Annotated in this window: 22 protein-coding genes; 10 read left to right on the plus strand and 12 right to left on the minus strand. The window is 65.2% G+C overall.

Annotated features, from left to right (window positions below; genetic code table 11):
- The first annotated feature begins 13 nt into the window (after window positions 1–13).
- Genes fliL through fliR form a run of 7 tightly spaced genes read left to right on the plus strand, consistent with a single transcriptional unit; the run spans window position 14 to window position 4,569 of the window.
- A complete protein-coding gene (gene fliL, locus FVF58_RS10970; protein ID WP_149669930.1) occupies window positions 14–514 on the plus strand; it encodes a flagellar basal body-associated protein FliL in 501 nt (166 codons plus the stop codon).
- 53 nt (window positions 515–567) lie between these two features.
- Entirely contained in the window at window positions 568–1,566 is a 999-nt protein-coding gene (gene fliM, locus FVF58_RS10975; protein ID WP_149669931.1) for a flagellar motor switch protein FliM, read from the plus strand.
- Window positions 1,559–2,002 (plus strand): flagellar motor switch protein FliN, encoded by a 444-nt coding sequence (fliN, locus tag FVF58_RS10980; RefSeq protein WP_149669932.1) that lies wholly within the window; start codon window positions 1,559–1,561, stop codon window positions 2,000–2,002. The genes fliM and fliN overlap by 8 nt, the downstream gene beginning before the upstream one ends.
- On the plus strand, window positions 1,999–2,595 hold the full coding sequence (gene fliO, locus FVF58_RS10985; RefSeq protein WP_149669933.1) for a flagellar biosynthetic protein FliO: 597 nt from the start codon (window positions 1,999–2,001) through the stop codon (window positions 2,593–2,595). The genes fliN and fliO overlap by 4 nt, the downstream gene beginning before the upstream one ends.
- Window positions 2,595–3,443, plus strand: coding sequence for a flagellar type III secretion system pore protein FliP (fliP, locus tag FVF58_RS10990; RefSeq protein WP_188130787.1), 849 nt, complete (start codon window positions 2,595–2,597; stop codon window positions 3,441–3,443). Before fliO ends, fliP begins: the two co-directional genes overlap by 1 nt.
- A gap of 45 nt (window positions 3,444–3,488) precedes the next feature.
- On the plus strand, window positions 3,489–3,758 hold the full coding sequence (fliQ, locus tag FVF58_RS10995) for a flagellar biosynthesis protein FliQ (protein WP_149669934.1): 270 nt from the start codon (window positions 3,489–3,491) through the stop codon (window positions 3,756–3,758).
- A gap of 28 nt (window positions 3,759–3,786) precedes the next feature.
- Entirely contained in the window at window positions 3,787–4,569 is a 783-nt protein-coding gene (gene fliR, locus FVF58_RS11000) for a flagellar biosynthetic protein FliR (protein ID WP_149669935.1), read from the plus strand.
- Between the two features lie 145 nt (window positions 4,570–4,714).
- Here fliR and flgL read toward each other — a convergent pair whose 3' ends face one another.
- From flgL to flgB, 12 genes are all read right to left on the minus strand, one after another.
- Window positions 4,715–5,941 (minus strand): flagellar hook-associated protein FlgL, encoded by a 1,227-nt coding sequence (flgL, locus tag FVF58_RS11005; RefSeq protein WP_149669936.1) that lies wholly within the window; start codon window positions 5,939–5,941, stop codon window positions 4,715–4,717.
- An 11-nt stretch (window positions 5,942–5,952) separates the two neighbouring features.
- Window positions 5,953–7,944: a flagellar hook-associated protein FlgK gene (flgK, locus tag FVF58_RS11010; RefSeq protein ID WP_149669937.1), complete on the minus strand. Its 1,992-nt coding sequence runs from the start codon at window positions 7,942–7,944 to the stop codon at window positions 5,953–5,955.
- Between the two features lie 303 nt (window positions 7,945–8,247).
- The gene (locus tag FVF58_RS11015) at window positions 8,248–9,021 is read right to left on the minus strand and encodes a flagellar brake protein (RefSeq protein ID WP_149669938.1); all 774 of its coding nucleotides are present in this window, start codon (window positions 9,019–9,021) and stop codon (window positions 8,248–8,250) included.
- Window positions 9,022–9,407: 386 nt separating this feature from the next.
- Window positions 9,408–10,397 (minus strand): flagellar assembly peptidoglycan hydrolase FlgJ, encoded by a 990-nt coding sequence (gene flgJ / locus FVF58_RS11020; protein WP_149669939.1) that lies wholly within the window; start codon window positions 10,395–10,397, stop codon window positions 9,408–9,410.
- A gap of 12 nt (window positions 10,398–10,409) precedes the next feature.
- The gene (locus FVF58_RS11025; protein ID WP_246217025.1) at window positions 10,410–11,630 is read right to left on the minus strand and encodes a flagellar basal body P-ring protein FlgI; all 1,221 of its coding nucleotides are present in this window, start codon (window positions 11,628–11,630) and stop codon (window positions 10,410–10,412) included.
- A gap of 2 nt (window positions 11,631–11,632) precedes the next feature.
- Window positions 11,633–12,331: a flagellar basal body L-ring protein FlgH gene (flgH, locus tag FVF58_RS11030; RefSeq protein WP_149669940.1), complete on the minus strand. Its 699-nt coding sequence runs from the start codon at window positions 12,329–12,331 to the stop codon at window positions 11,633–11,635.
- 29 nt (window positions 12,332–12,360) lie between these two features.
- Complete coding sequence (gene flgG / locus FVF58_RS11035) at window positions 12,361–13,149, minus strand: flagellar basal-body rod protein FlgG (RefSeq protein WP_149669941.1); 789 nt, start codon at window positions 13,147–13,149, stop codon at window positions 12,361–12,363.
- 236 nt (window positions 13,150–13,385) lie between these two features.
- Window positions 13,386–14,144, minus strand: coding sequence for a flagellar basal-body rod protein FlgF (flgF, locus tag FVF58_RS11040; protein WP_149669942.1), 759 nt, complete (start codon window positions 14,142–14,144; stop codon window positions 13,386–13,388).
- A gap of 17 nt (window positions 14,145–14,161) precedes the next feature.
- Window positions 14,162–15,694, minus strand: coding sequence for a flagellar hook protein FlgE (locus tag FVF58_RS11045; RefSeq protein WP_149669943.1), 1,533 nt, complete (start codon window positions 15,692–15,694; stop codon window positions 14,162–14,164).
- Window positions 15,695–15,737: 43 nt separating this feature from the next.
- Window positions 15,738–16,451, minus strand: coding sequence for a flagellar hook assembly protein FlgD (locus FVF58_RS11050; RefSeq protein ID WP_149669944.1), 714 nt, complete (start codon window positions 16,449–16,451; stop codon window positions 15,738–15,740).
- Window positions 16,452–16,461: 10 nt separating this feature from the next.
- Complete coding sequence (gene flgC, locus FVF58_RS11055) at window positions 16,462–16,887, minus strand: flagellar basal body rod protein FlgC (RefSeq protein ID WP_149669945.1); 426 nt, start codon at window positions 16,885–16,887, stop codon at window positions 16,462–16,464.
- 117 nt (window positions 16,888–17,004) lie between these two features.
- Window positions 17,005–17,502: a flagellar basal body rod protein FlgB gene (flgB, locus tag FVF58_RS11060; RefSeq protein WP_149669946.1), complete on the minus strand. Its 498-nt coding sequence runs from the start codon at window positions 17,500–17,502 to the stop codon at window positions 17,005–17,007.
- Window positions 17,503–17,719: 217 nt separating this feature from the next.
- On the opposite strand from flgB, the gene flgA reads away from it, so the two are divergent.
- The 3 genes from flgA (at window position 17,720) to FVF58_RS11075 (ending at window position 20,258) form a co-directional block, all read left to right on the plus strand.
- Window positions 17,720–19,189 carry a flagellar basal body P-ring formation chaperone FlgA gene (gene flgA / locus FVF58_RS11065; protein ID WP_149669947.1) on the plus strand — a complete coding sequence of 490 codons (1,470 nt, stop codon included), beginning with the start codon at window positions 17,720–17,722 and terminating at the stop codon, window positions 19,187–19,189.
- Window positions 19,190–19,363: 174 nt separating this feature from the next.
- Window positions 19,364–19,717 carry a flagellar biosynthesis anti-sigma factor FlgM gene (gene flgM, locus FVF58_RS11070; RefSeq protein ID WP_149669948.1) on the plus strand — a complete coding sequence of 118 codons (354 nt, stop codon included), beginning with the start codon at window positions 19,364–19,366 and terminating at the stop codon, window positions 19,715–19,717.
- Between the two features lie 94 nt (window positions 19,718–19,811).
- Window positions 19,812–20,258: a flagella synthesis protein FlgN gene (locus FVF58_RS11075; RefSeq protein ID WP_149669949.1), complete on the plus strand. Its 447-nt coding sequence runs from the start codon at window positions 19,812–19,814 to the stop codon at window positions 20,256–20,258.
- The last annotated feature ends 10 nt before the right edge of the window (window positions 20,259–20,268 follow it).

The raw sequence follows: 20,268 nt of genomic DNA on the forward strand, positions 1-20,268 counted from the left end.
CAAAGCAAACCTCATGGCAACCACAACCGCACCTCAGCAAGTCGCGCCCGCCTCGCCGGGCCCCTTGAAGCGCATCATCCTGATCGCCCTCATCGCGATCATCGCCGCGGGCGCAGCCGGCGCGGGGGTGTGGTTCTTCATGTCCAAACGCGCACCCGCCGCCGCTTCGGCCGAAGCCGCGCCGCCGCCGCCCGCGGCGCCGCTGTTCTTTCCGCTCGAATCGATGACGGTCAACCTGCAGTCGGACGACGGCCAGCAGCACTTCCTGCGCATCGGCCTCACGCTCAAGCTCGGCGACACCCGCACCCAGCAGGAACTCACCGACCACATGCCGGAAGTGCGCAGCCACATCCTGCTCGCGCTGTCGAACAAGCATCCGGAAGAACTCGCGCCGCTCGAAGGCAAGCACGCGCTCGCCGACGAACTCAAGACGCTGATCGAGCAGCCGAGCGACAAGGGCGCTGCGCCGCTCCGCGTGCAGGACGTGCTGTTCACCGAATTCGTCGTGCAGTGACGTTGTCTAGCGCTGCCATCATCAACCGCCACGGGACGCACGAGGAATAAGGAATGGGCCACGAAGAGTTCATGTCCCAGGAGGAGGTCGATGCCCTCCTCAAGGGCGTCACCGGCGAATCCGACACCGAAGCCGAGCAAAGCGACCGTACCGGCGTACGCCCGTACAACATCGCGACGCAGGAACGCATCGTCCGCGGCCGGATGCCCGGCCTCGAAATCATCAACGACCGCTTCGCGCGTCTGCTGCGCGTCGGCATTTTCAACTTCATGCGGCGTTCGGCGGAAATCTCCGTCGGTCCGGTGAAGGTGCAGAAGTACAGCGAATTCACCCGCAACCTGCCGATCCCGACCAACCTGAATCTGGTCCACGTCAAGCCGTTGCGCGGCACGTCGCTGTTCGTGTTCGATCCGAACCTCGTGTTCTTCGTGGTCGACAACCTGTTCGGCGGCGACGGGCGCTTCCATACCCGCGTCGAAGGGCGCGACTTCACGCAGACCGAGCAGCGCATCATCATGAAGCTGCTCAATCTGACCTTCGATCACTACGCGGCGTCGTGGAAAAGCGTGCGCCCGCTGCAGTTCGAATACGTGCGCTCGGAAATGCACACGCAGTTCGCCAACGTCGCGACGCCCAACGAGATCGTCATCGTCACGCAGTTCTCGATCGAGTTCGGCACGACCGGCGGCACGCTGCACATCTGCATGCCGTATTCGATGATCGAGCCGATCCGCGACATCCTGTCGTCGCCGATCCAGGGCGAGGCGATGGACATCGACCGCCGCTGGGTCCGCGTGCTGTCGCAGCAGGTCCAGGCAGCGGAAGTGGAATTGACCGCCGATCTCGCGCAGGTGCCGGTCACGTTCGAACAGATCCTGAACATGCGCAAAGGCGATGTTCTGCCGGTCAACATCCCCGAGCACATCACGGCGAAAGTCGACGGCGTGCCGGTGATGGAATGCGGCTACGGAATTTTCAATGGTCAGTACGCGTTGCGGGTCCAGAAGATGATCAGCGCAGCCGACACGATGAAGGAAGGTGGATATGAGTGACCTGAACACAAAGCCCGAGGCCGAACTGGCCGCCGGCGCGGTAAGCTCCGAGGAAGATGACGCGATGGCCGACTGGGCCAGTGCGCTGGCCGAGCAGAACGACAACGCCGAAGTCAATCCGGCGGCGGCCGGCGTGTTCCAACCGCTGTCGAAGGTCGAGCCGACCTCGACGCGCAACGATATCGACATGATCCTGGACATTCCTGTCCAGATGACCGTCGAACTCGGCCGCACCAAGATCGCGATCCGCAACCTGCTGCAACTCGCGCAGGGTTCGGTGGTGGAGCTGGACGGCATGGCCGGCGAGCCGATGGATGTGCTGGTGAACGGCTGCCTGATCGCGCAAGGCGAAGTGGTGGTCGTGAACGACAAGTTCGGCATCCGTCTGACCGACATCATCACGCCGTCCGAACGCATCCGGAAGTTGAATCGATGAAACGCATTGCCCGTCGCGCCGCGCTCCACGCTTCGCGCGATGCCCTGCTTCGGGCCGCCCGCCTGGCGGCCGCCACGGCGGCGCTGTGCGCGCCGCTCGCTGTGCCCTTCCCCGCGCAAGCCGCCGATATGAACGCGGTCAACCACGCCGCGAGCATCGCGTCGGGTGTCGGCGCGGGCGCGGCCGTCCCGGCGCTCGGCGTCGGCGCGGTATTGCAGACAATCGTCGGCTTGCTGGTCGTGATCGGCCTCGTGTTCGGCTGTGCATGGCTCGCGCGCCGCTTCGGCTTGCAGCCGGGCAATCGCGGCGGCCTCGTGAAGACCATCGGCGGGGCGTCGCTCGGCGGCAAGGAGCGCGTCGCGGTCGTCGAGATCGGCGACACGTGGCTCGTGCTCGGCGCGGCGCCCGGCAACGTGCGTTTGCTGCATACCATGCCGGCCGGCTCCGCCGCGCCCGATGCACTCGCCGGCACGCCTGCGCAAAATCAAGGCGCTCGCGCGCCGTTGCCGGGCACCTTCGGTCAACGCTTTCGCGACGCGTTGAAAGACGAGGTAGGCAAACGTTTCAACGCCCAAGGCGGCGGGGATCGGTAATGCAGTTCAGTTCCTTGCAAGTCAGCCTTCAGCCGGCGCCTGACGCCGCGGCCGTTTCAGAAGCCGCTTCGCAATCCCCTTCGCAAGCCGTACTCGCCCTGCTGCGCCGCTACGCGCCGCTCGTGTTGCCGGCGCTGATGCTCGCGCTGCCCACGCTCTCCTTCGCGCAGACCGCAGGCCTGCCCGCGTTCAACACGAGCCCCGGCCCCAACGGCGGCACGACCTACTCGCTGAGCGTGCAGACGATGCTGCTGCTCACGATGCTGTCGTTCCTGCCCGCGATGGTGTTGATGATGACGAGCTTCACGCGCATCATCATCGTGTTGTCACTGCTGCGCCAGGCGCTCGGCACGACCACCACCCCGCCGAATCAGGTGCTGGTCGGGCTCGCGCTGTTTCTCACGCTCTTCGTGATGTCGCCGGTGCTCGACAAGGCCTATAACGAAGGCTACAAGCCGTTCTCCGACGGCACCATCACGATGGACCAGGCGGTCTCGCGCGGCGTCGCGCCGTTCAAGACCTTCATGCTGCGCCAGACCCGCGAAAGCGATCTCGCGCTGTTCGCCCGCATCTCGCACGCCGCGCCGATGCAAGGTCCGGAGGACGTGCCGCTGTCGCTGCTGGTGCCGTCGTTCGTGACCAGCGAGTTGAAGACCGGCTTCACGATCGGCTTCACGATCTTCATCCCGTTTCTGATCATCGATATGGTGGTGGCGAGCGTGCTGATGTCGATGGGCATGATGATGGTGTCGCCCGCGACCATCTCGCTGCCGTTCAAGCTGATGCTGTTCGTGCTGGTCGACGGCTGGCAGTTGCTGCTGGGCTCGCTCGCGCAGAGTTTCGTTTAATCCGCGCTCGGCTCTTTAACCCCTAACGTTTCCGGCACTCTCACCATGACACCCGAATCAGTCATGACGCTGGCCCACCAGGCGATGTACGTCGGCCTGGTGCTGGCCGCGCCGCTCCTGCTCGTCGCGCTGGTCATCGGCCTGGTGGTGAGTCTGTTCCAGGCGGCCACGCAGATCAACGAATCGACGCTCTCGTTCATTCCGAAGCTGCTGGCCATCGCGGTCACGCTCGTGATCGCCGGCCCGTGGATGCTGACGACGATGCTCGACTACCTGCGCCACACGCTCACCAGCATTCCGACGCTGGTCAACTGAGCGGCTCGCCGCCGCTTCGTCTGCCGCCATGTTCACGGTCACCTACGCTCAACTGAATGTCTGGCTGACTGCGTTCCTCTGGCCGTTCGCGCGCATCGCCGCGCTGGTCGCCACCGCGCCGGTGTTCAGCAACGCGTCGATGCCCGCGCGCGTGAAGATCGGCCTCACCGCGTTCACCACGATCATCGTCGCGCCGACCATCGGCGCGATGCCGCAAGTCACGGTGTTCTCCGCCGCCGGGGTGTGGATTCTGGTCAACCAGTTCCTGATCGGCATCGCGCTCGGCGTGACGATGCAGATCGTCTTCCAGGCGATCGACGCGACCGGCTACTTCATCGGCCTGGGCATGGGTCTCGGCTTCGCGACCTTCTTCGACTCGCAGGCGACCGGTTCGGGCGTGGTGATCTCGCGCTACATGACGACGATCGCAACGCTGGTGTTTCTCGCCGTCGACGGCCACCTGCAGATGCTGGCCGCGCTCGTGACGACGTTCCAGTCGGTGCCGGTGTCGGCGAACCTGCTCGCGCCGCACGGCTGGCAGACGCTCGCCAACTGGGGCGGTTCGATCTTCTCGGCGGGCTTGCTGCTGTCGCTGCCGGTGGTGGTGGCGTTGCTGATCGCCAACCTCGCGCTCGGCATTCTCAATCGCGCGGCGCCGCAGATCGGCGTGTTCCAGATCGGTTTTCCGCTCACGATGCTGATCGGCCTGCTGCTGGTACAGCTGATGCTGCCGAACATGATTCCATTCTTCATGCGGCTGTTCGACAGCGGCATCGACCAGATGGGACGGGTCGCGGCGGGGCTTCGCTAAAGCACTTCCACACTTCCACACTTCCACACTTCCGCGCTGTATTTGGTCACAAAAAAAAACACCCCAAATCGTTGGACGGCTGTCCAACGATTTGGGGTGCAGTTCACAATTGCGTCGTTTTTGTTGTTCGTGCCGCGTCGATCTATCAGTTATTGATGTACTGGAACAGCGACATGTTCTGCACTTGCACGAAGGCCTGCTGCGAAGCCTGCAATGCCGCCTGCTGCATCGTGTATTTGCTGATCGTGGTCACCATGTCGGTCGAGGTCAGGTCCGACAGGTTGCTCTGCGCTTGCAGCGAGTTGGTCTCCGTCACGGTTTGCAGCGCCTTCACTTCCTGTTCGCGTCCGCCGACCGACGCCTGCACCGCCGTCACGTTGCTCATCGTGTTGGCCAGTTGCGTGAGGCCGGTGTTCATCGCGTTCTGCAAGGTCGCAGCCGCCGCCGCATTACCCGCCACTGGCTGTTGCAATGCGGAGATCATCGCGTTCAGGTTGGCAAACACGTCGGTGCCCGCCTGTTTGGCCGGCTGGACCGTGAAGGTGTCTCCGGCGGACGGCGTGCCGGTGATCGCTACGGTCTGGCCGGCAATCGTGATGTTGGCGCCTGCCGTATAGGCTTGCGCCGTACCGGCGACGCCGGTGGTGGTGTCGTTGATCTGGTAGGTCAGCGACGCGCCGCTGCCACTGAACTGGATCTGATACGAATCCGCGTTCGCCGCGTTGGTCGGATCGTTGACCGTCACCGCACCGATCACGCCCGTTCCCAGGTTGCCCGAGCTGCCGCTGGCGACCGGCTGCGCATTGACCGCGCCGACGCTCATGAACACGGCGATGCCGTTGTCGCCCGTCGCCACCTGGTTGCTGTCGGTGACCTGCACGGTGCGCGTGCCGGTGTCGCCCGAATAGACGACGGCGCCGCTTGCGTTGGTGGTGAACGACTGGGTGGCGTTCTGGAACCCGGAGAACAGCGAATTGCCCGCGCTGTCAGTTGCATTGGCATAGGTCAGCAACTGGTCGCGCAAGCTCGTCAGCTGTGTCGCAATGGCGCTGCGGTCGGCATCGTTCAAGCTGCCGTCGCTCGCTCTGAGCGCTTGCGTATTCACGCTTTGCAGCGTGCTGAGCACGCCGCTGAGCGTCGAATCCTCGGCCTGCAACGACGACAGCGCGGCGCCCTGGTTGCTGGTGTATTGCGATAGCGCCGTCGCCGTCGAACTCAATTGCACGGCCTGGGCCGCGCCGAGCGGGTTGTCGGCGGCGGTGCTGAGGCTGACGCCACTCGAAATTTGCTGGTAGATCTGCGACAACTGAGCCTGCTGACTGCTCATTGTCTCGACGTTCATGCTGAAGTACTGCGAGCTGGATATGCGCATGGTTCAACGCCTTACGAGAAGATGCCGAGCAACGTCTGGAACAGGGTCTGAGCGGTCTGGATGACCTTGCTGTTGGCCTGATAGAGCTGCTGATACTGAAGCAGGTTGGCTGCTTCCTCATTGAGATTGACGCCGGAAACGGACTGCTGCGCGCTCGTGATCTGCGTGACGAGCGCGCTTTGCGCGGTGCTCGACGTCTGGACCTGGGTCGCCTGGTTGCCGATCTGGTTCACGTAAGTCGCGTACGCGGTCGTCAACGTCGACGTGCCGCCCGACAACACCTGTGCCGTGGTCAGGTTCGACAGCAGTTGCGCATTGCGCCCGTCGTTGGTCGCGCCGGTGTTCGGTCCGATCGAGAACGTGTCGCCGTCAGAAGGCGTGCCGCTGATCGTGACCGTCACGCCGTTCATGCTGCCGGCGCTGGTCGAATTGGCCGGGTTGTTGATCGTCAGCGTCGCGCCCGAGCTGGGCGAGTACGGCACGGGGGTGGTCGCCGAGGTGATCGTGACCGAGGTCGGCGGCGTGCCGGCCACCGTCACCACCGAATTCAGCGGGAAACCAGTCAGGCCCGTGCCGGCGGTATAGGTAATCGTCGACGCCGTGGTCGGCGCGCTGTAGCCGGCCGCCACCGTGCCCTGCGTGATCGTCGCGCTGCCGGTATTCGATGCGCTGGCCGAAGCCAGCACCGGCGACGCGGCCGCGATCGCCGACGGCGACGTGGTGGTCAACGCGAAGCCGTTCAGCGCGCCGCGCGTCGGCTGGACCGAAAACGAGTCGCCCGGGTTCATCGTGCCGGTGGCCGAGAATTGCAGGCCGCCGATCGGATTGGTGAGGCTCGTGGCCGAGCCCACGATGCTCCCCGTCGAATTGTCGGTCAGCGTGTACGCGGTGCCGTTGTACGACAGCGTGTAGTCGCCGGTGGTCGGTTGCGTTGCGTCGGAAAACGACGCGCTCAGCGATGCATTGCCCGTGTTCTGCGCGTTCGCGTACACGGTCGGCGAGCCGACCGTGAACAGCGCGCCGCCCGCGGTGCCGTTCAGCGTGATACCGAGTTCGTTCTGCGCGTTCACTTGCGCGGCGAAGCTGGTGGCGATGGCGCCGAGTTGCGCTTCCGCCGGGTCGAGCGTCTGCGAACGGAATTGCAGCAGGCCGCCGAGCGTGCCGCCGGACACGCTGGTGTCGGACAGCGTTTGTGGCGTCGGGGTCGGCTTCACGCCGGCCTGGCCGAGATACTGGACCGACAGTTCGCTCGGATCGGTAGACGAGGTCGCCGTGCCGAGATTGAAGCTGTTGCCGGCCGACACGAGCGGCTGGCCGTTGGCCATGAACACGCTGTAGCCGCCGTTGCTCTGCACCACCGACACGCCGACCAGTTGCGACAGGTTCGCGACCGCTTCGTCGCGCTGGTCGAGCAGCTGGTTCGGCGTCTGGCCCTGGGCGCTGGCCGCGGTGATCTGCGTGTTCAGCGACGCGATCTGCGCGGTGTAGGTATTGATGTTCGTGACCGCATCGCTCAGTTGCGTGTTGACGCTCGCGCGCAACTGGTCGTACTGCTCGCCGGCCGCGTTGATCTGGTTCGCGAGGGTCTGCGCGTCGCTGATCGCGGTCTGGCGCGTTGAGACGCTGGACGCGTCGTTGGCCACGTTCTGCAGGCCCGTGAAATAACCGGTGATGGCGCTCGCGATCCCCGTGGTCGGGCTGCCGACCAGGTTGTTCAGCTGCGTGATCATCGTGTTGTAGGCGGACAGCGCGCTGCTCGACGATTGAGCGTTGTTCAGCTGGGTCGACAGATACTGGCTGTACTGGCGCTGCACGGTGGTCGTGGACACGCCCATCGGCAGATAGCCCGAGACCGTGTAGCTGCCGCCGGTTTCCGAATAGACAGGCGTCTCGATCGAATAACCGGGTGTCGACGCGTTGCTGATGTTCTCACCGGTGGTCGTCAAACCCCACTGGGCTGCATTGAGTCCGCTGAGACCGATGTTTAAGAGATTGCTGGACATGCGTCATCCTGAAGGGCGACACCGCAGACATGCCGCCACGTTACTTGAACATCCTGTTTATCGGCCCGCGGCAAGAAAAATTGAGGGCCATTCCGTGCATGTGCGACGTTTGTTGCAACGTTTGCGAGGCGAGCCGCGCAAGCTCGCTGCGCACGCGTCCTGTGCTCGCCTTGCTGTATCAGGTGGCCCGGGCGGGCCTGTCCATCACGCGGGCGAACCGCCGTTGAGCCGGCGGCATCACCACGTTCGTCAAGCGAAGCGAAGCGCGGTCGACAGCTTGCGCCCCGCCCATCCAGCATCCCGTCAACGCACCAGCGACCGGCGCTTCATCTCGAGCTGCGTGATCAGCCGTTGCAGCGTGTTTTCAGCGCTGCCCGGCAGCGTCATGAAACGGAAGCCGAGCTGATAGCGCTGCGTGCCGTTGGGCAGCGACGTCGAGCGGTGCGACACGAGTTGCAGATCGAGCGAGAGCCGGCCGAGCGAGCCGAACGACAGCTCGCAATCCATCAGCCGCGTGCCCATCGGCAATTCGGCCACGCGTTCGTCGGTGGTGCGCATGCCGACTCCGCCGAGCGACAGGTCGTGCAATTCGAAGCGGAATGGGTCGCCTTGGGGCAGCCGGCCGCTGCACACGTACGGATCGAGAATCGGCGCGTTGACGCGAAAATACTCGCGGCGCTGCACGTAAAACAGCACCTCGGGGAAGTCGGACTCGAACGCGGGCAATCCTTCGAAACGGGTCTCGCGCGGCGTCCTGGTGGCGAACTCGACGCGCACGCCGTCCGGCGCGGCGTGGAACTGGCAGCGCGGCGCGGCCAGCAGGCCTTGGTTCTGCTCGGCCAGCGCGCCCCAATCGAAAGTGAAGGTGCGCTCGCGCACGTCGACGTCGAGCAGACGCGTCACGAGCTGTCCGCCCGCGAATTCGACGGTGAGGAAATCGCCGCGGTTGACGAGATTACGCAACTGGACCCCGATCTCCAACGGATTGCGACGGCCGAAATCGGGCGCGCTTTCGTCTTGCGGGGCGTGCGGCTGACCGTGCGTGTCGGTGTGGCCGTTCGACTGGTTCATATCCATGGGCTTGCCGGTATGCTTTGTTCTTGCGGGCGCGTGCCTGGGCTCTGGCTGGGCTTTCGTGAAGCCTTCGTCGAAGCCGCGACACGTGCATTCAACCGGACGTTACGTCGCTTTCCGGTATCGGGTCTAACTCTTTAGCGGCAGCATCCAGGCAAAATTTAGGGGCTCGGAATGAAATATTTGCCGCAAACGTTAAAACCCGATCTGCCCTGTCGCGGGTGGACCAGACGCCCGTGGGCGGCTGGCCTCTTCCGTCTTGTCATGCACCTCGCCCCGTCGCATGCGTGGTTTTGAACCGGGTCGATCAGCTTGCGCCGAATCCGGTCCGGCTGCCTCGCACTGCTGCCGGATTACTGCTGTCCCTTCACTGCTTTGTTAACGGCAGGTCAGCCCATCTTCTGCATGATCGACATCAGTTTCCTCGCGTAGTGCGGGTCAGTGGCATAACCCGCGCGCTGCATGCCGTTGGCAAAGCCGTTCACGTCGTGCGACGAATTGATCACCTGCGCGTAGCGCGGATTGCCCTTGAGCAGGCTCGCGTAGTCGGTCATCGCTTCCTGATACGAATCGTACGCACGGAATTTCTCGACCGTGCGCTGCGGCTTGCCGTTCACATACTCGGTCGTGACGGTCGACACGGTCTTGCCAGTCCAATCCTTCGTGGCCTTGATGCCGAACACGTTGTGGCTGGTCGAGCCGTCCGCCTTCCTGATCTCGCTCTTGCCCCAACCCGATTCGAGCGCGGCCTGGCCGATGATGAAGCGCGCCGGAATGCCGGTCGCTGCGCTCGCGGCCTGGGCGGGCGCAGCGAGCTTGTCGACGAATGCATCGACCTTCGGCGAGCTGCCGTCGCCGCGTAGCGGTGGCGTCAACGCGCTATTCGCCGAGTAGCCCTTGCCCATCGCCAGCTGGCCGTTGGCCTGCGCGTTGCCGTAGGCCTTCGCGAGCGCGTTGAGCGCGGCCGTCTGGCCCTCGTCGCCGCCGCTGCCGCCGCCCAGTGCGTTCGCCATGCCGGCGAGGCCGCCCGCGCCACCCGCGCCGTTGCTCACCTGCATGCCCTGATTGCGCATCAGCTGCTTGAGCATCGCGTCGGCCACGCCGATGCCCTTCTTCGACAACTGCTGCGACATCTGCTGATCCATCATCGACGTGAAGGTGGCGCTGTCGTGCGAATCGAACGGACCGTCCTGCGGCGTCGCGTCCCGCATGCTCTTCAACATCATCTGCGTGAACACGGCGTCGAACTGCTGCGCGGCCATCTTCATGCCGGCTTGCGGCGAAGCCTTGGCCTGCGCGCTCAGACTGGCGAACCCCTGCACGTCGAGCGCGAACCGCTGGGTCAGGTCGTTTGCGGTATTGGTCGTATCCGAATTCATCTGGTTTCTTCCTTAGATGATTTCCAGGTCGGCGCGCAAAGCGCCCGCCGCCTTCATGGCCTGCAGGATCGACATCAGATCCGCCGGCGTCGCGCCCAGTGCGTTGAGCGCCTTCACCACTTCGGCGAGGTTGGCGCCGGCATTCACCAGCTTCAGCGCGCCGTTGTCCTGCTTCATCTGAATCTGCGACTGCTGCGCGACCACGGTCTGGCCGTTCGAGAACGCGCCCGGCTGGCTCACAACCGGCTGCGTATTGATCACCACCGACAGATTGCCGTGCGCAACCGCGCAGTTCTGCAGCGTGACCATCTGGTTCATCACGATCGAGCCGGTGCGCGCGTTCAGGATCACCTTCGCGGCGGCCTGCGCCGGCCTGACGTCGAGGTTCTGCAATTGCGCCATGAACGAGACCTGCTGCTGCGGATCCGCCGGGGCGCGCAACTGGATGGTGCGGCCGTCGAGCGCCGTGGCGGTACCGCTGCCGAACGCATTGTTGACCGCCGCGACGACGCGCTGCGTGGTGTCGTAGTCCATGTCGTTCAGGTCGAGCTGCATGGTGCCAGCTTGAGACACCGAGGTCGGCACCGCACGTTCGACGATCGCGCCGCCTGCGATGCGGCCGGCGGCCAGCGTGTTGACCTGCACCCGGCTGCCGTTGGCGCTCGCGCCGGCGCCGCCGACTGCGAGGTTGCCCTGGCCGAGCGCGTACACCTGACCGTCGGCGCCCTTGAGCGGCGTGAGCAGTAGCGTGCCGCCGCGCAGGCTCTTCGCATTGCCGAGCGACGAGACTGTCACGTCGATCGCTTCGCCGGGACGCGCGAACGGCGGCAGCACCGCCGTCACCATCACTGCGGCGACGTTCTTCAACTGGATGTTCGACAGCGACGACTGCGAGTTGCTCGACCCCGCCGCCTGGTTATTGATCGAGATGCCGAGGTTCGCCAGCATGTTGGCGAGCGTCTGCGTGGTGAACGGCGTCTGGGTGGTCTGGTCGCCCGTGCCGTCGAGGCCGACCACGAGGCCGTAGCCGATCAGCGGGTTGTCGCGCACGCCCTGGATCTGGGCGAGGTCTTTCAGCCGTTCGGCATGCGCGGGCGTGGCGGCCGGCAGCGCCGCGCAGGCGAGCGCGATGAACGCGAGCGCGCGGCCGGCACGCGAGGCCGTAGCGAATGCAGCAGCAAAACCAGCGGTGAGGACGGCGCCGGCCGCGCGGCGCGGGGAAACGGTACGCATGATCACCACGGCGACACGTTGAGGAAGAAGCGTTGCAGCCAACCCATGTTCTCGGCCTCGTCGAGATAGCCCTTGGCGGAATACTCGATTTTCGCGTCGGCCACCTGGGTGGAATACACCGCGTTCAGGCTGGAGATCGTGTTCGGATTCACCACGCCGGAGAAGCGCACGAATTCGTTACCCTGGTTGATCAGCATCTGCTTTTCGCCGCTGACGATCAGGTTGCCGTTGGCCTGCACGCCGGTCACCGTGACGGTGATCGTGCCGTTGAACGTATTCGACGCGTTGGCGCCGCCGGTGCCGGAAAACACGTTCGCGCCGTTCGCGCTCAGATTGGTCTTGGCGAACAGGCCGCCCAGAAAACCCGCGGTCGGCACGGTGAAATTCGTGCTGCCGTTGCGATTGGCATTGGCGCCCGACGACTTGGTCGCGTTGATGTTTTCGGCAATCACGATCGTGATGATGTCGCCGACATTGCGCGGCCGCTGGTCTTCGAACAGCGGCCGGCCCGCGTAGCCCGGGTTGTAGATCGAGCCCGGCGCCTGCGCTTGCGGCGGCACCGGCGGCAGCGCCGTCATCGGCTGTTGCGTGATGGGCTGCTTGGGCACGAGGCCGCAGCCACCCAGGGCCGCGAGCAGCGTGAGCTGCGCGAGCGCCTGAGCGGTGCGCGAATGAACCGGAGTGCGAGTGAAGTACGACATCGTGATTACCTTCTTCAGTTTCCAGCCCCTCAAACCTGCATCTGACTGAGGGTCTGCAGCATCTGGTCGGAGGTGGTCACGGCCTTGCTGTTGATTTCGTAGGCGCGCTGGGTCTGGATCATGTTCACCAGTTCCTGCACCACGTTCACGTTGGACGCTTCCACATAGCCCTGGTTGAGCGTGCCGGCGCCGTTCAGCCCGGGCTGCGCGATGTTCGGCGCGCCCGACGAAGCCGTCTCCGAGAACAGGTTCTCGCCCTTCGCATCCAGACCGGCCGGGTTGATGAAGGTGGCAACCTGCATCGAGCCGAGCTGCTGCGTATTAGTGGAGCCGGAAACGGTGATCGACACCACGCCGTCGCTGCCGATCGTCAGCGAAGTCGCGTTGGTCGGGATCGTGATGGCCGGAATCACCTGATAGCCACTCGACGTGACGAGCTGCCCCTGGGCGTTGGTCTGGAACGAACCGTCGCGGGTGTAGGCGGTCGTGCCGTCGGGCATCTGCACCTGGAAGAAGCCCGCGCCGTTGATCGCGACGTCCTTCGAGTTGCCGGTCTGCTGCAGGTTGCCCTGGGTGTACAGACGCTCGGTCGCGACCTGTTGCACACCGGTGCCGAGCTGAATGCCGGACGGCAGTTCGGTTTGCTGCGTCGAGTTCGCACCCGGCTGGCGGATGGTCTGATACAGCAGGTCCTCGAACACCGCGCGCGAGCCCTTGAAGCCGTTGGTGCTGACGTTCGCTAGGTTGTTCGAGATCACGTCCATTTGCGCCTGTTGCGCATTCATGCCGGTAGCGGCGATGTAGAGCGAGCGATTCACTTATCTTCTCCTGTGTCGACCGGAGTTAGCGCTTTAGCGCTTACTCCGGTCCCATGCAACTGCGGTCGGCCGGAGTTGGCGCTTTAGCGCTTACTCCGGTCCCATGCAACTGCGGTCGGCCGGAGTTGGCGCTTTAGCGCTTACTCCGGTCCCATGCAAACTGCGGTCGACCGGAGTTAGCGCTTCAGCGCTCACTCCCGTCCCATGCAACACGGTTGCTATGCCGTGGCAACCCGTTAGCTAAAACTGAGCAACTGGTTAGCGGACTGATCGTTCTTATCGGCGTTTTCCAGCAGCTTGGTCTGCATCTGGAACTGGCGCGCGTTGGTGATCATCGAGACCATCGCGCTGACCGGATTCACGTTGCTGCCTTCAAGCGACGCCGGCGCCAGCGTGACGGCCGGATCGGCGTCGGCGGGGTTGCCGTCGGCGGTGCGGAACAAGCCGTCGTCGCCGCGCGTCATGGTTTGCGGATCCGGATTTACCAGCTTCAGCTGATCGACCGTCACCACGGCCGTCGGCGGATCGCCCGGCGTCAACGCGGACACCGTGCCGTCCTTGCCGATCGTGATCTCCGCGCCCGGCGGCACCGATACCGGCCCGCCGTTGCCGAGCACCACCTGATTGGTGGCGTTCACCAGCTGGCCGTTCTCGTCGACGTGCAGATTGCCGGCACGCGTGTAAGCCTCGTTGCCGTCGGCGGTCTGCACCGACAGCCAGCCCGGACCCTGGATCGCCACGTCGAGCGGGTTGCCCGTCTGCTGGATCGGCCCCGGCGTGTAGTCGGCGCCCGGCGTCGACGACAGCACGAAGGTGCGGGTAGTGTTGTCGTTGATCGAGCTGCCGTCGCCGAACGACATCGGCACGGCACGGTAAGTCTCGAGCTGCGCGCGAAAGCCGGTGGTCGATGCGTTCGCGAGGTTGTTCGCGACGATCGCCTGCTGTTCGAGCGCCTGGGCGCTGCCCGACATCGCGGTGTAGATCAGCCGATCCATGGTGGGGTCCCGGTCGCTTACAGGTTGATCAGGGTTTGGTCGACGGTCTGCTGGGTCTTGATCGTCTGCGCGTTCGCCTGATAGTTGCGTTGCGCGGTGATCAGGTTCACCAGTTCGCTCGTCAGATCGACGTTCGAGTTTTCCACCGCGCCGCCTTGCAGCACGCCGTGGTTGGTCGAGCCCGGCGTGGAGATCTGCGCGACGCCCGACGCCGAAGTCGCGCCATACTCGTTGTTGCCGAGATCGACGAGGCCGTTCTGGTTCGAGAAGTTCGCCAGCACGATCTGTCCGAGCGCCGAGGTCTGGCCGTTCGAGTAGTTGCCGGTCAGCGTGCCGTCGCTCGCGACCGTGAAGCCGGTCAGCGTGCCCGCCGCGAAGCCGTCGGGCTGCAGGGTGTTCACGCCGTCCTTGCCGCCGTATTGCGTGGTGCCGGCAATGTTCAGCGTGAGGTTCTGCGGCGTCGACGAACCGTCGGTGGTCGGGATCGAGACGTTGAACATGTACGGCGTGGTGGTGGCGACGAACGTGGGGGGCGTCGTGGCCGGAACAACAGCCTGGCTCGTGCCGGTCAGCGTGCCCGACGAGTTGAAGCTCGCCTGGCCGACCAGCGTCGCCGTGCCTGTCGACACGCCCGCGTAGACGTCCCACGTGCCGGCCCCGGTCTTCGCGAAGTACATGTTGACCTGCTGCGAGCCGCCGAGCGAGTCGTAGACCGTCGTGCTGGTCGAGTAGTTATACGTCGACGAGCTGTTCTGGTTGAACGCGGTCGGCGTCGGCGCGATGGTGTAGCTGTCGTTCGCCGCCGGCGTGCCGGTGGCGAACGTCACGGTCTGGCCGTTGCCGAGCGGGATCGCCGTGCCTGCGGTGTAGGTGCCCGTAGTGGAGGTGTTGAGCGTGGTGTCCGTGACCGTGTAACCACCCGTGCCGTCGAAGGTGATCGTGTAGCCGTCGGCGTTCGTGCCCGAGGCGGCGTTGGTGATCGACACAGTGGGCGTGCTCTGCGAACCGGTGATCGTGCCGGGCGTCACCGTCGGCGTGCCCAACATCAGGTCGTCCTGCGCGTTCAGGTTCAGGCCGGCGGCGATCGTGGTGGTCGGCGACGGCGCGATGTTCGCGGTCGGCACCTGCAGCGGCACGGTCTGGGCGCTGTTAATGATGCCGCCGTTGCTCGCCGCATAGCCCATCAGCTGCAGGCCCTGTGCGTTGGTGATGTAGCCGTTCTTGTCGAGCTGGAACACGCCGTTGCGCGAATAGGTCAGCGTGCCGTTGTTGTTCATCTGGTAGAAGCCGTTGCCGTTGATCGCAACGTTCAGCGCCTGGTCGGTCGTGGTGATCGTGCCTTGCGAGAACTGCTGCTGAACTTCGGAGAGCTTCGTGCCGATGCCGATCTGCTGGCTCACTGCCGTCGCCACCGAATTGGCGTACATGTCGGCGAATTGGGCCGTGCCGCTTTTGAAGCCGACCGTGTTGGCATTGGCGATGTTGTTGCCGATCACGTCGAGATCGCTCGACGACGCCGACAAACCACTCAAACCTTGTTGGTAACCCATGACGTGCTCCGTATCTGGATAGTCGTAATCGAATTGATCTGAATCAGAGGATCGCGGCGACGCTGGTCAAGTCGACCGTCGAACCGTTCGACAGGACGAGGCCCGGTGTGCCGGTGCTCTGCGTGACGACGCTTTCCACCGTCGCGCCGGTCAGCGTGGTGGCCGTAGCCGCCTGTCCGTTGATCGTGCCGGTTGCGGTGATCGTGTAGGTGCCGTCGGCCAGCGTGTTGCCCGCCGTGTCGGTCGGCGTCCAGCCCACCGGAATCGTGCCGGCGGACTGCTTGCCGAGATCGATCGTGTTGACGATCGTGCCGGCCGAGTTCTTCACGACGACCTGCAGGTCGCTCACGGCGCTCGTCAACTGCACGCCGAACGAGCCGGCTTTGCCACTCGCCACCGAGATCGAACTGCCCGGCGCGAGCACGGTCGAGCCGATCAGCAGCGCGGCCTGTGACTGCTGGCCCGCGGCGAGCTGCGTCGACAGCGAGCTGAGCGACGTGTTCAGCTGGCTGATGCCCTGCACCGTGCTGATCTGCGCGAGCTGCGAGGTCATCTGCGAGCTGTCCATCGGGTTGGTCGGGTCCTGGTTCTTCAACTGCGCGACGAGCAGTTGCAGGAAGGTGTTCTGCAGGTCGGCGGCGGACGTACCGCTCGTCGAGCTGGTCGAGCTCGTGCTGCTGCTCGCGCCGTTCATCGTGTCGAGCAGCGTTTGCGAAACGGTCGTGCCGCTGCTGCCGATCGTGGTGTTGGTGGTCAAGGCTCTCTCCTCAGGTTCCGATCGTGAGCGTTTTCAGCATCAGTGTTTTGGCTGTGTTCAGCGTTTCGACGTTGGCCTGATAGGAGCGAGAAGCCGAGATCATGTTGACCATTTCCTGCACCGGGTCGACGTTGGGCAACGTCACATAGCCGTCCGCATTGGCCGCCGGATTGCCGGGCTCGTAGGCCGTCTTCATCGGCGTAGGGTCGTCGACCACGCCGGTGACCTGCACGCCCCCGACCTGCTGGCCCGAGGCCGAGCGCGCGCCGCCGAGCGGGTTCACCGCGAACACCACCTGCTTGGCCTTGTACGGCTGGCCGTCCGGGCCGGTGGTACTGTCCGCGTTGGCGAGATTCGACGCCGTCACGTTGAGCCGCTGCGACTGCGCCGACATCGCGGAGCCTGCAACACCAAAAATGTTCATCAGGGATGGCATGGTTTCCTGACCTCTCCTGCCGGCGCGAGCCGGCTGCAATTAAGTCCCGTAGCGATTTGTTCGTGCGTGCTGCCGCGTCTGCTGTTGGATCTGCTGCCGCGTGCGCCGCATGTCCTGTTACGAGCCCGACGTGATCGCCGAGAGCATCGTTTTGATCTGGTTCGACAACACCGTCATGCCCGATTCGAAGTGCAGCGTGTTGTCGGCGAACTGGACCCGCTCGGTGTCGATATCCACCGTGTTGCCGTCGAGCGCGGGCTGGGTCGGAATCCGGTATGCCAGGTTGCCGTAGTCGTCGGGCGTGCCGCCCGTCGCGGTGAGCGTGGCCTTGCCCGCCATGTGGCCCGGCTCGGTCGACGTCATCGACATGCCGCTCGTCACGCCGGCGGGCTGCGTCATCGCCAGCGTCGAGCTGTTCGATGCGGCCTGGCCCGCGGTGCTGCCGCCCGTCTTCTTCAGCGCGCCGGCCAGCGACGACGCGAAGTCGACGTCGCGCGCCTTGTAGCCGGGCGTATCGGCGTTGGCGATATTCGAGGACAGCAGCTCCTGCCGGTAGGCGCGCACATCCAGCGCCTGGCGGCCGAACGCGAATTCGGAATCGAGTTTGTCCAGCATAGAGATCTCCCGAGACGGTTCCCGAGGCTTCCCGTGACTGCCTCGCTCGAGGACTGCATCGACCGGGAAGGCCTTTTTGCATGAGGTGCATCTTATGGGCCGAACGCAAGCGGCAATCGGACGAATAACCGGGAAAGGGGGCTTCTATTCAACGTTTGCGCAATGGGGGCGCTCACTAGAATGCAAGGCGTACCGATGCATTCCATGGAGAACCGTGATGGACCAGCCCACTTCCGATTTGCCGCAGCGTGCGAGCCGCGCGCCGGTGCATCGTGCGGGCTCGCGCGCCGGCCGGCCGGCGCGTGCGGTGCGGCTGGCTCCGCGTCTCGCGCTGCGCGCCACGTCGCGTCTTGTCACACGGCTGGTGGTGAGCGTGGCGCTGTGGGTCGCGGGCGGCATCGTGCTGCTGCCGGGCTCGAGCCAGGCCCAGGAAGCTGGCGGCCCGATCGTGATTCCAGGGCCGGCTGAAAAGAACCCCGGCGCGCTCGCCGATATCGCACAGCAGATGCAGACGCCGTCGCAGCGCGCGGCATCGGCAGCCACGCTGGCCGCCGCCACCGCGCAGTCGATCGGACGCGGGCCCGCGCCACGCGACGCCGACCCGTTTGCCCGCGCCGCCGCTGCCAACGGCGCGATCGTGATTGCGGGCGCGAACGAGCCCGCCGCCGCACCGGCGATGATCCGCACCGGCTTTAAACCTGACGCCAACGGCGTCATCACGATTCCCGCTCCGGGCAATGTTGCCGCGTCCGCGGATGCGGTGCGCGCGAATGCCGCGCCGGGTTCGCGCGCGGTCGTGCCGGTGGTGGTGACGCCCGCGCCGGCGAGCCCTGCCGGTGTGCAGCCGGTCGCCGCCAGCGCGCCGCAAGGCGGCGGTTTCGACAGTCTCGCATCGCGCGGCGAGCCGCCGCAATTCGGCGCGAACGGCAAGCCGGTCGCGACAGCGGCCGCGCTGTCAAGCCGTCCCGTGATCGCCGCGACGCCGGCGACGCGCCAGCCGGCGCCGGCGGTCGCCCAGAAGAACCTGCAGGCCGCCGCCATCGCGCAGCCGGCACCGCTACCCGGCCAGCAGGACCCCGAGGCGATTCACGCCGCTGCCCTCGCCTTCCTGCAACAGCAATCCGCCGGCTTGCCCGGCAAGATCGACATCACGGTCGCGGCGGCCTTCCCGCGCGGCCTAACTGCCTGCACCGCGCTCGAACCGTTCATGCCGACCGGCGCGCGCCTGTGGGGCCGCACGACTGTCGGCGTGCGCTGCGCGGGCGAGCGGCCGTGGACCATTTACCTACAGGCGCGCGTCTCGTTGCACGCCACCTACTATCTGGCCGCGCGTGCGATGGCGCCGGGCGAAGTGCTCACCGCCGCCGACCTCGTCGCGCGCGACGGCGACCTGACCGGCTTGCCGCAGGCGATCGTCACCGACCCGTCGCAGGCGATCGGCTCGGTCTCGCTCGCGCGGATCGCGGGCGGCATGCCACTGCGCCGCGACATGCTCAAGAGCGCGTCGGCGATCGCGATCGGCCAGACGGTGCGGGTCGTGGCGGCCGGTAACGGGTTCTCGATTTCGTCCGAAGGCAGCGCGATGAACAACGCGTCGCCGGGACAGCAGGTGCGGGTCAAGACCGCGAACGGCCAGATCATCTCGGGCATCGTCAAGGATGGCGCGACGGTGGAGATTCAACTGTGAACCGGGTGGCCGGCCTCGCCCTCGTGCAGGAAGAGGCCGTGGCGTCGGCGTGGGCAGACGTGGTGTCGATGGGGTCAGATTGCGCTGAAAGGCACAGTCCGACGTGGGGCGATTGCGCTAAAGTTTTGATCAACGGTTGCCGTTATCAGGATCAAATCGTTCAGGAAGCCAATCGTGAAAGTCGATTCCACAACCAATTCGAATCTGCCGACGTTGAAAGACGCTCTGTCCCGCTCGCAGCAAAGCGACGCCACCCCGGCGGCCAACACCGCGCAGAGCGCAAGCACGGCCTCGCCGGCCACCGCCAGCGGTTCGGGCGACGCAAGCGTGAGCCTGTCGGGACTGTCGCAGCACTTGCGCAGCCTGGCGGCGTCCGGCTCGGCGGACATCGACACGGCACACGTCGCGTCGATCAAGCAGGCGATCAAGGACGGCACGCTGCAAATGGATTCGGGCAAGATCGCCGACGGCGTCTTGCAGACGGCGCGCGACCTGTTGCAGACCAAAACCTCGTCGACCGGCCATTGATCGACACATCGAAGTGCCGTGGAGTACCGGGCGGCGTTCGACAAACCCGGCTCGCGAGTCATGCGCGAGCCGCTGTGCCTAGCGAGTTGTTGAGATGAAAGACGCCCTGCTTGCCACCCTCATAGAAGAATATTCGACCGTCGAGGCGTTCGCCTCGATTCTGACGCTCGAATCGAAGGCGCTGACCGCCCTGTCGCCGCTGGAGCAGTTGCCCGCGATCGTCGAGAAGAAAACCGAGCTGATTGGCGTGCTCGCCAGGCTCGAAGCCGCCCGCGACGCGCAACTGGCCGAGCTGGGCTTTCCGGCCGGCTGGTCGGGTATGGAGCTGGCGGCCAGCACCGATGCGCGGGTCGCCGCGCAATGGACGCTGCTGCAAAAAGCGGCGGAGCGCGCCCGCCGCGCCAACACCAACAACGGCGAACTGATCCGCGTGCGCATGGACTACAACCAGCGGGCGCTGGCCGCACTGCAGGTGAACGTGCCGCGCAAGGCCGGTTTCTATGGGCCTGATGGCCGGATTCCGGCTCAATCCGCGCTGTAAAAGACTACTG

The organism is Paraburkholderia panacisoli, from assembly GCF_008369935.1.
GTDB lineage: Bacteria > Pseudomonadota > Gammaproteobacteria > Burkholderiales > Burkholderiaceae > Paraburkholderia > Paraburkholderia panacisoli.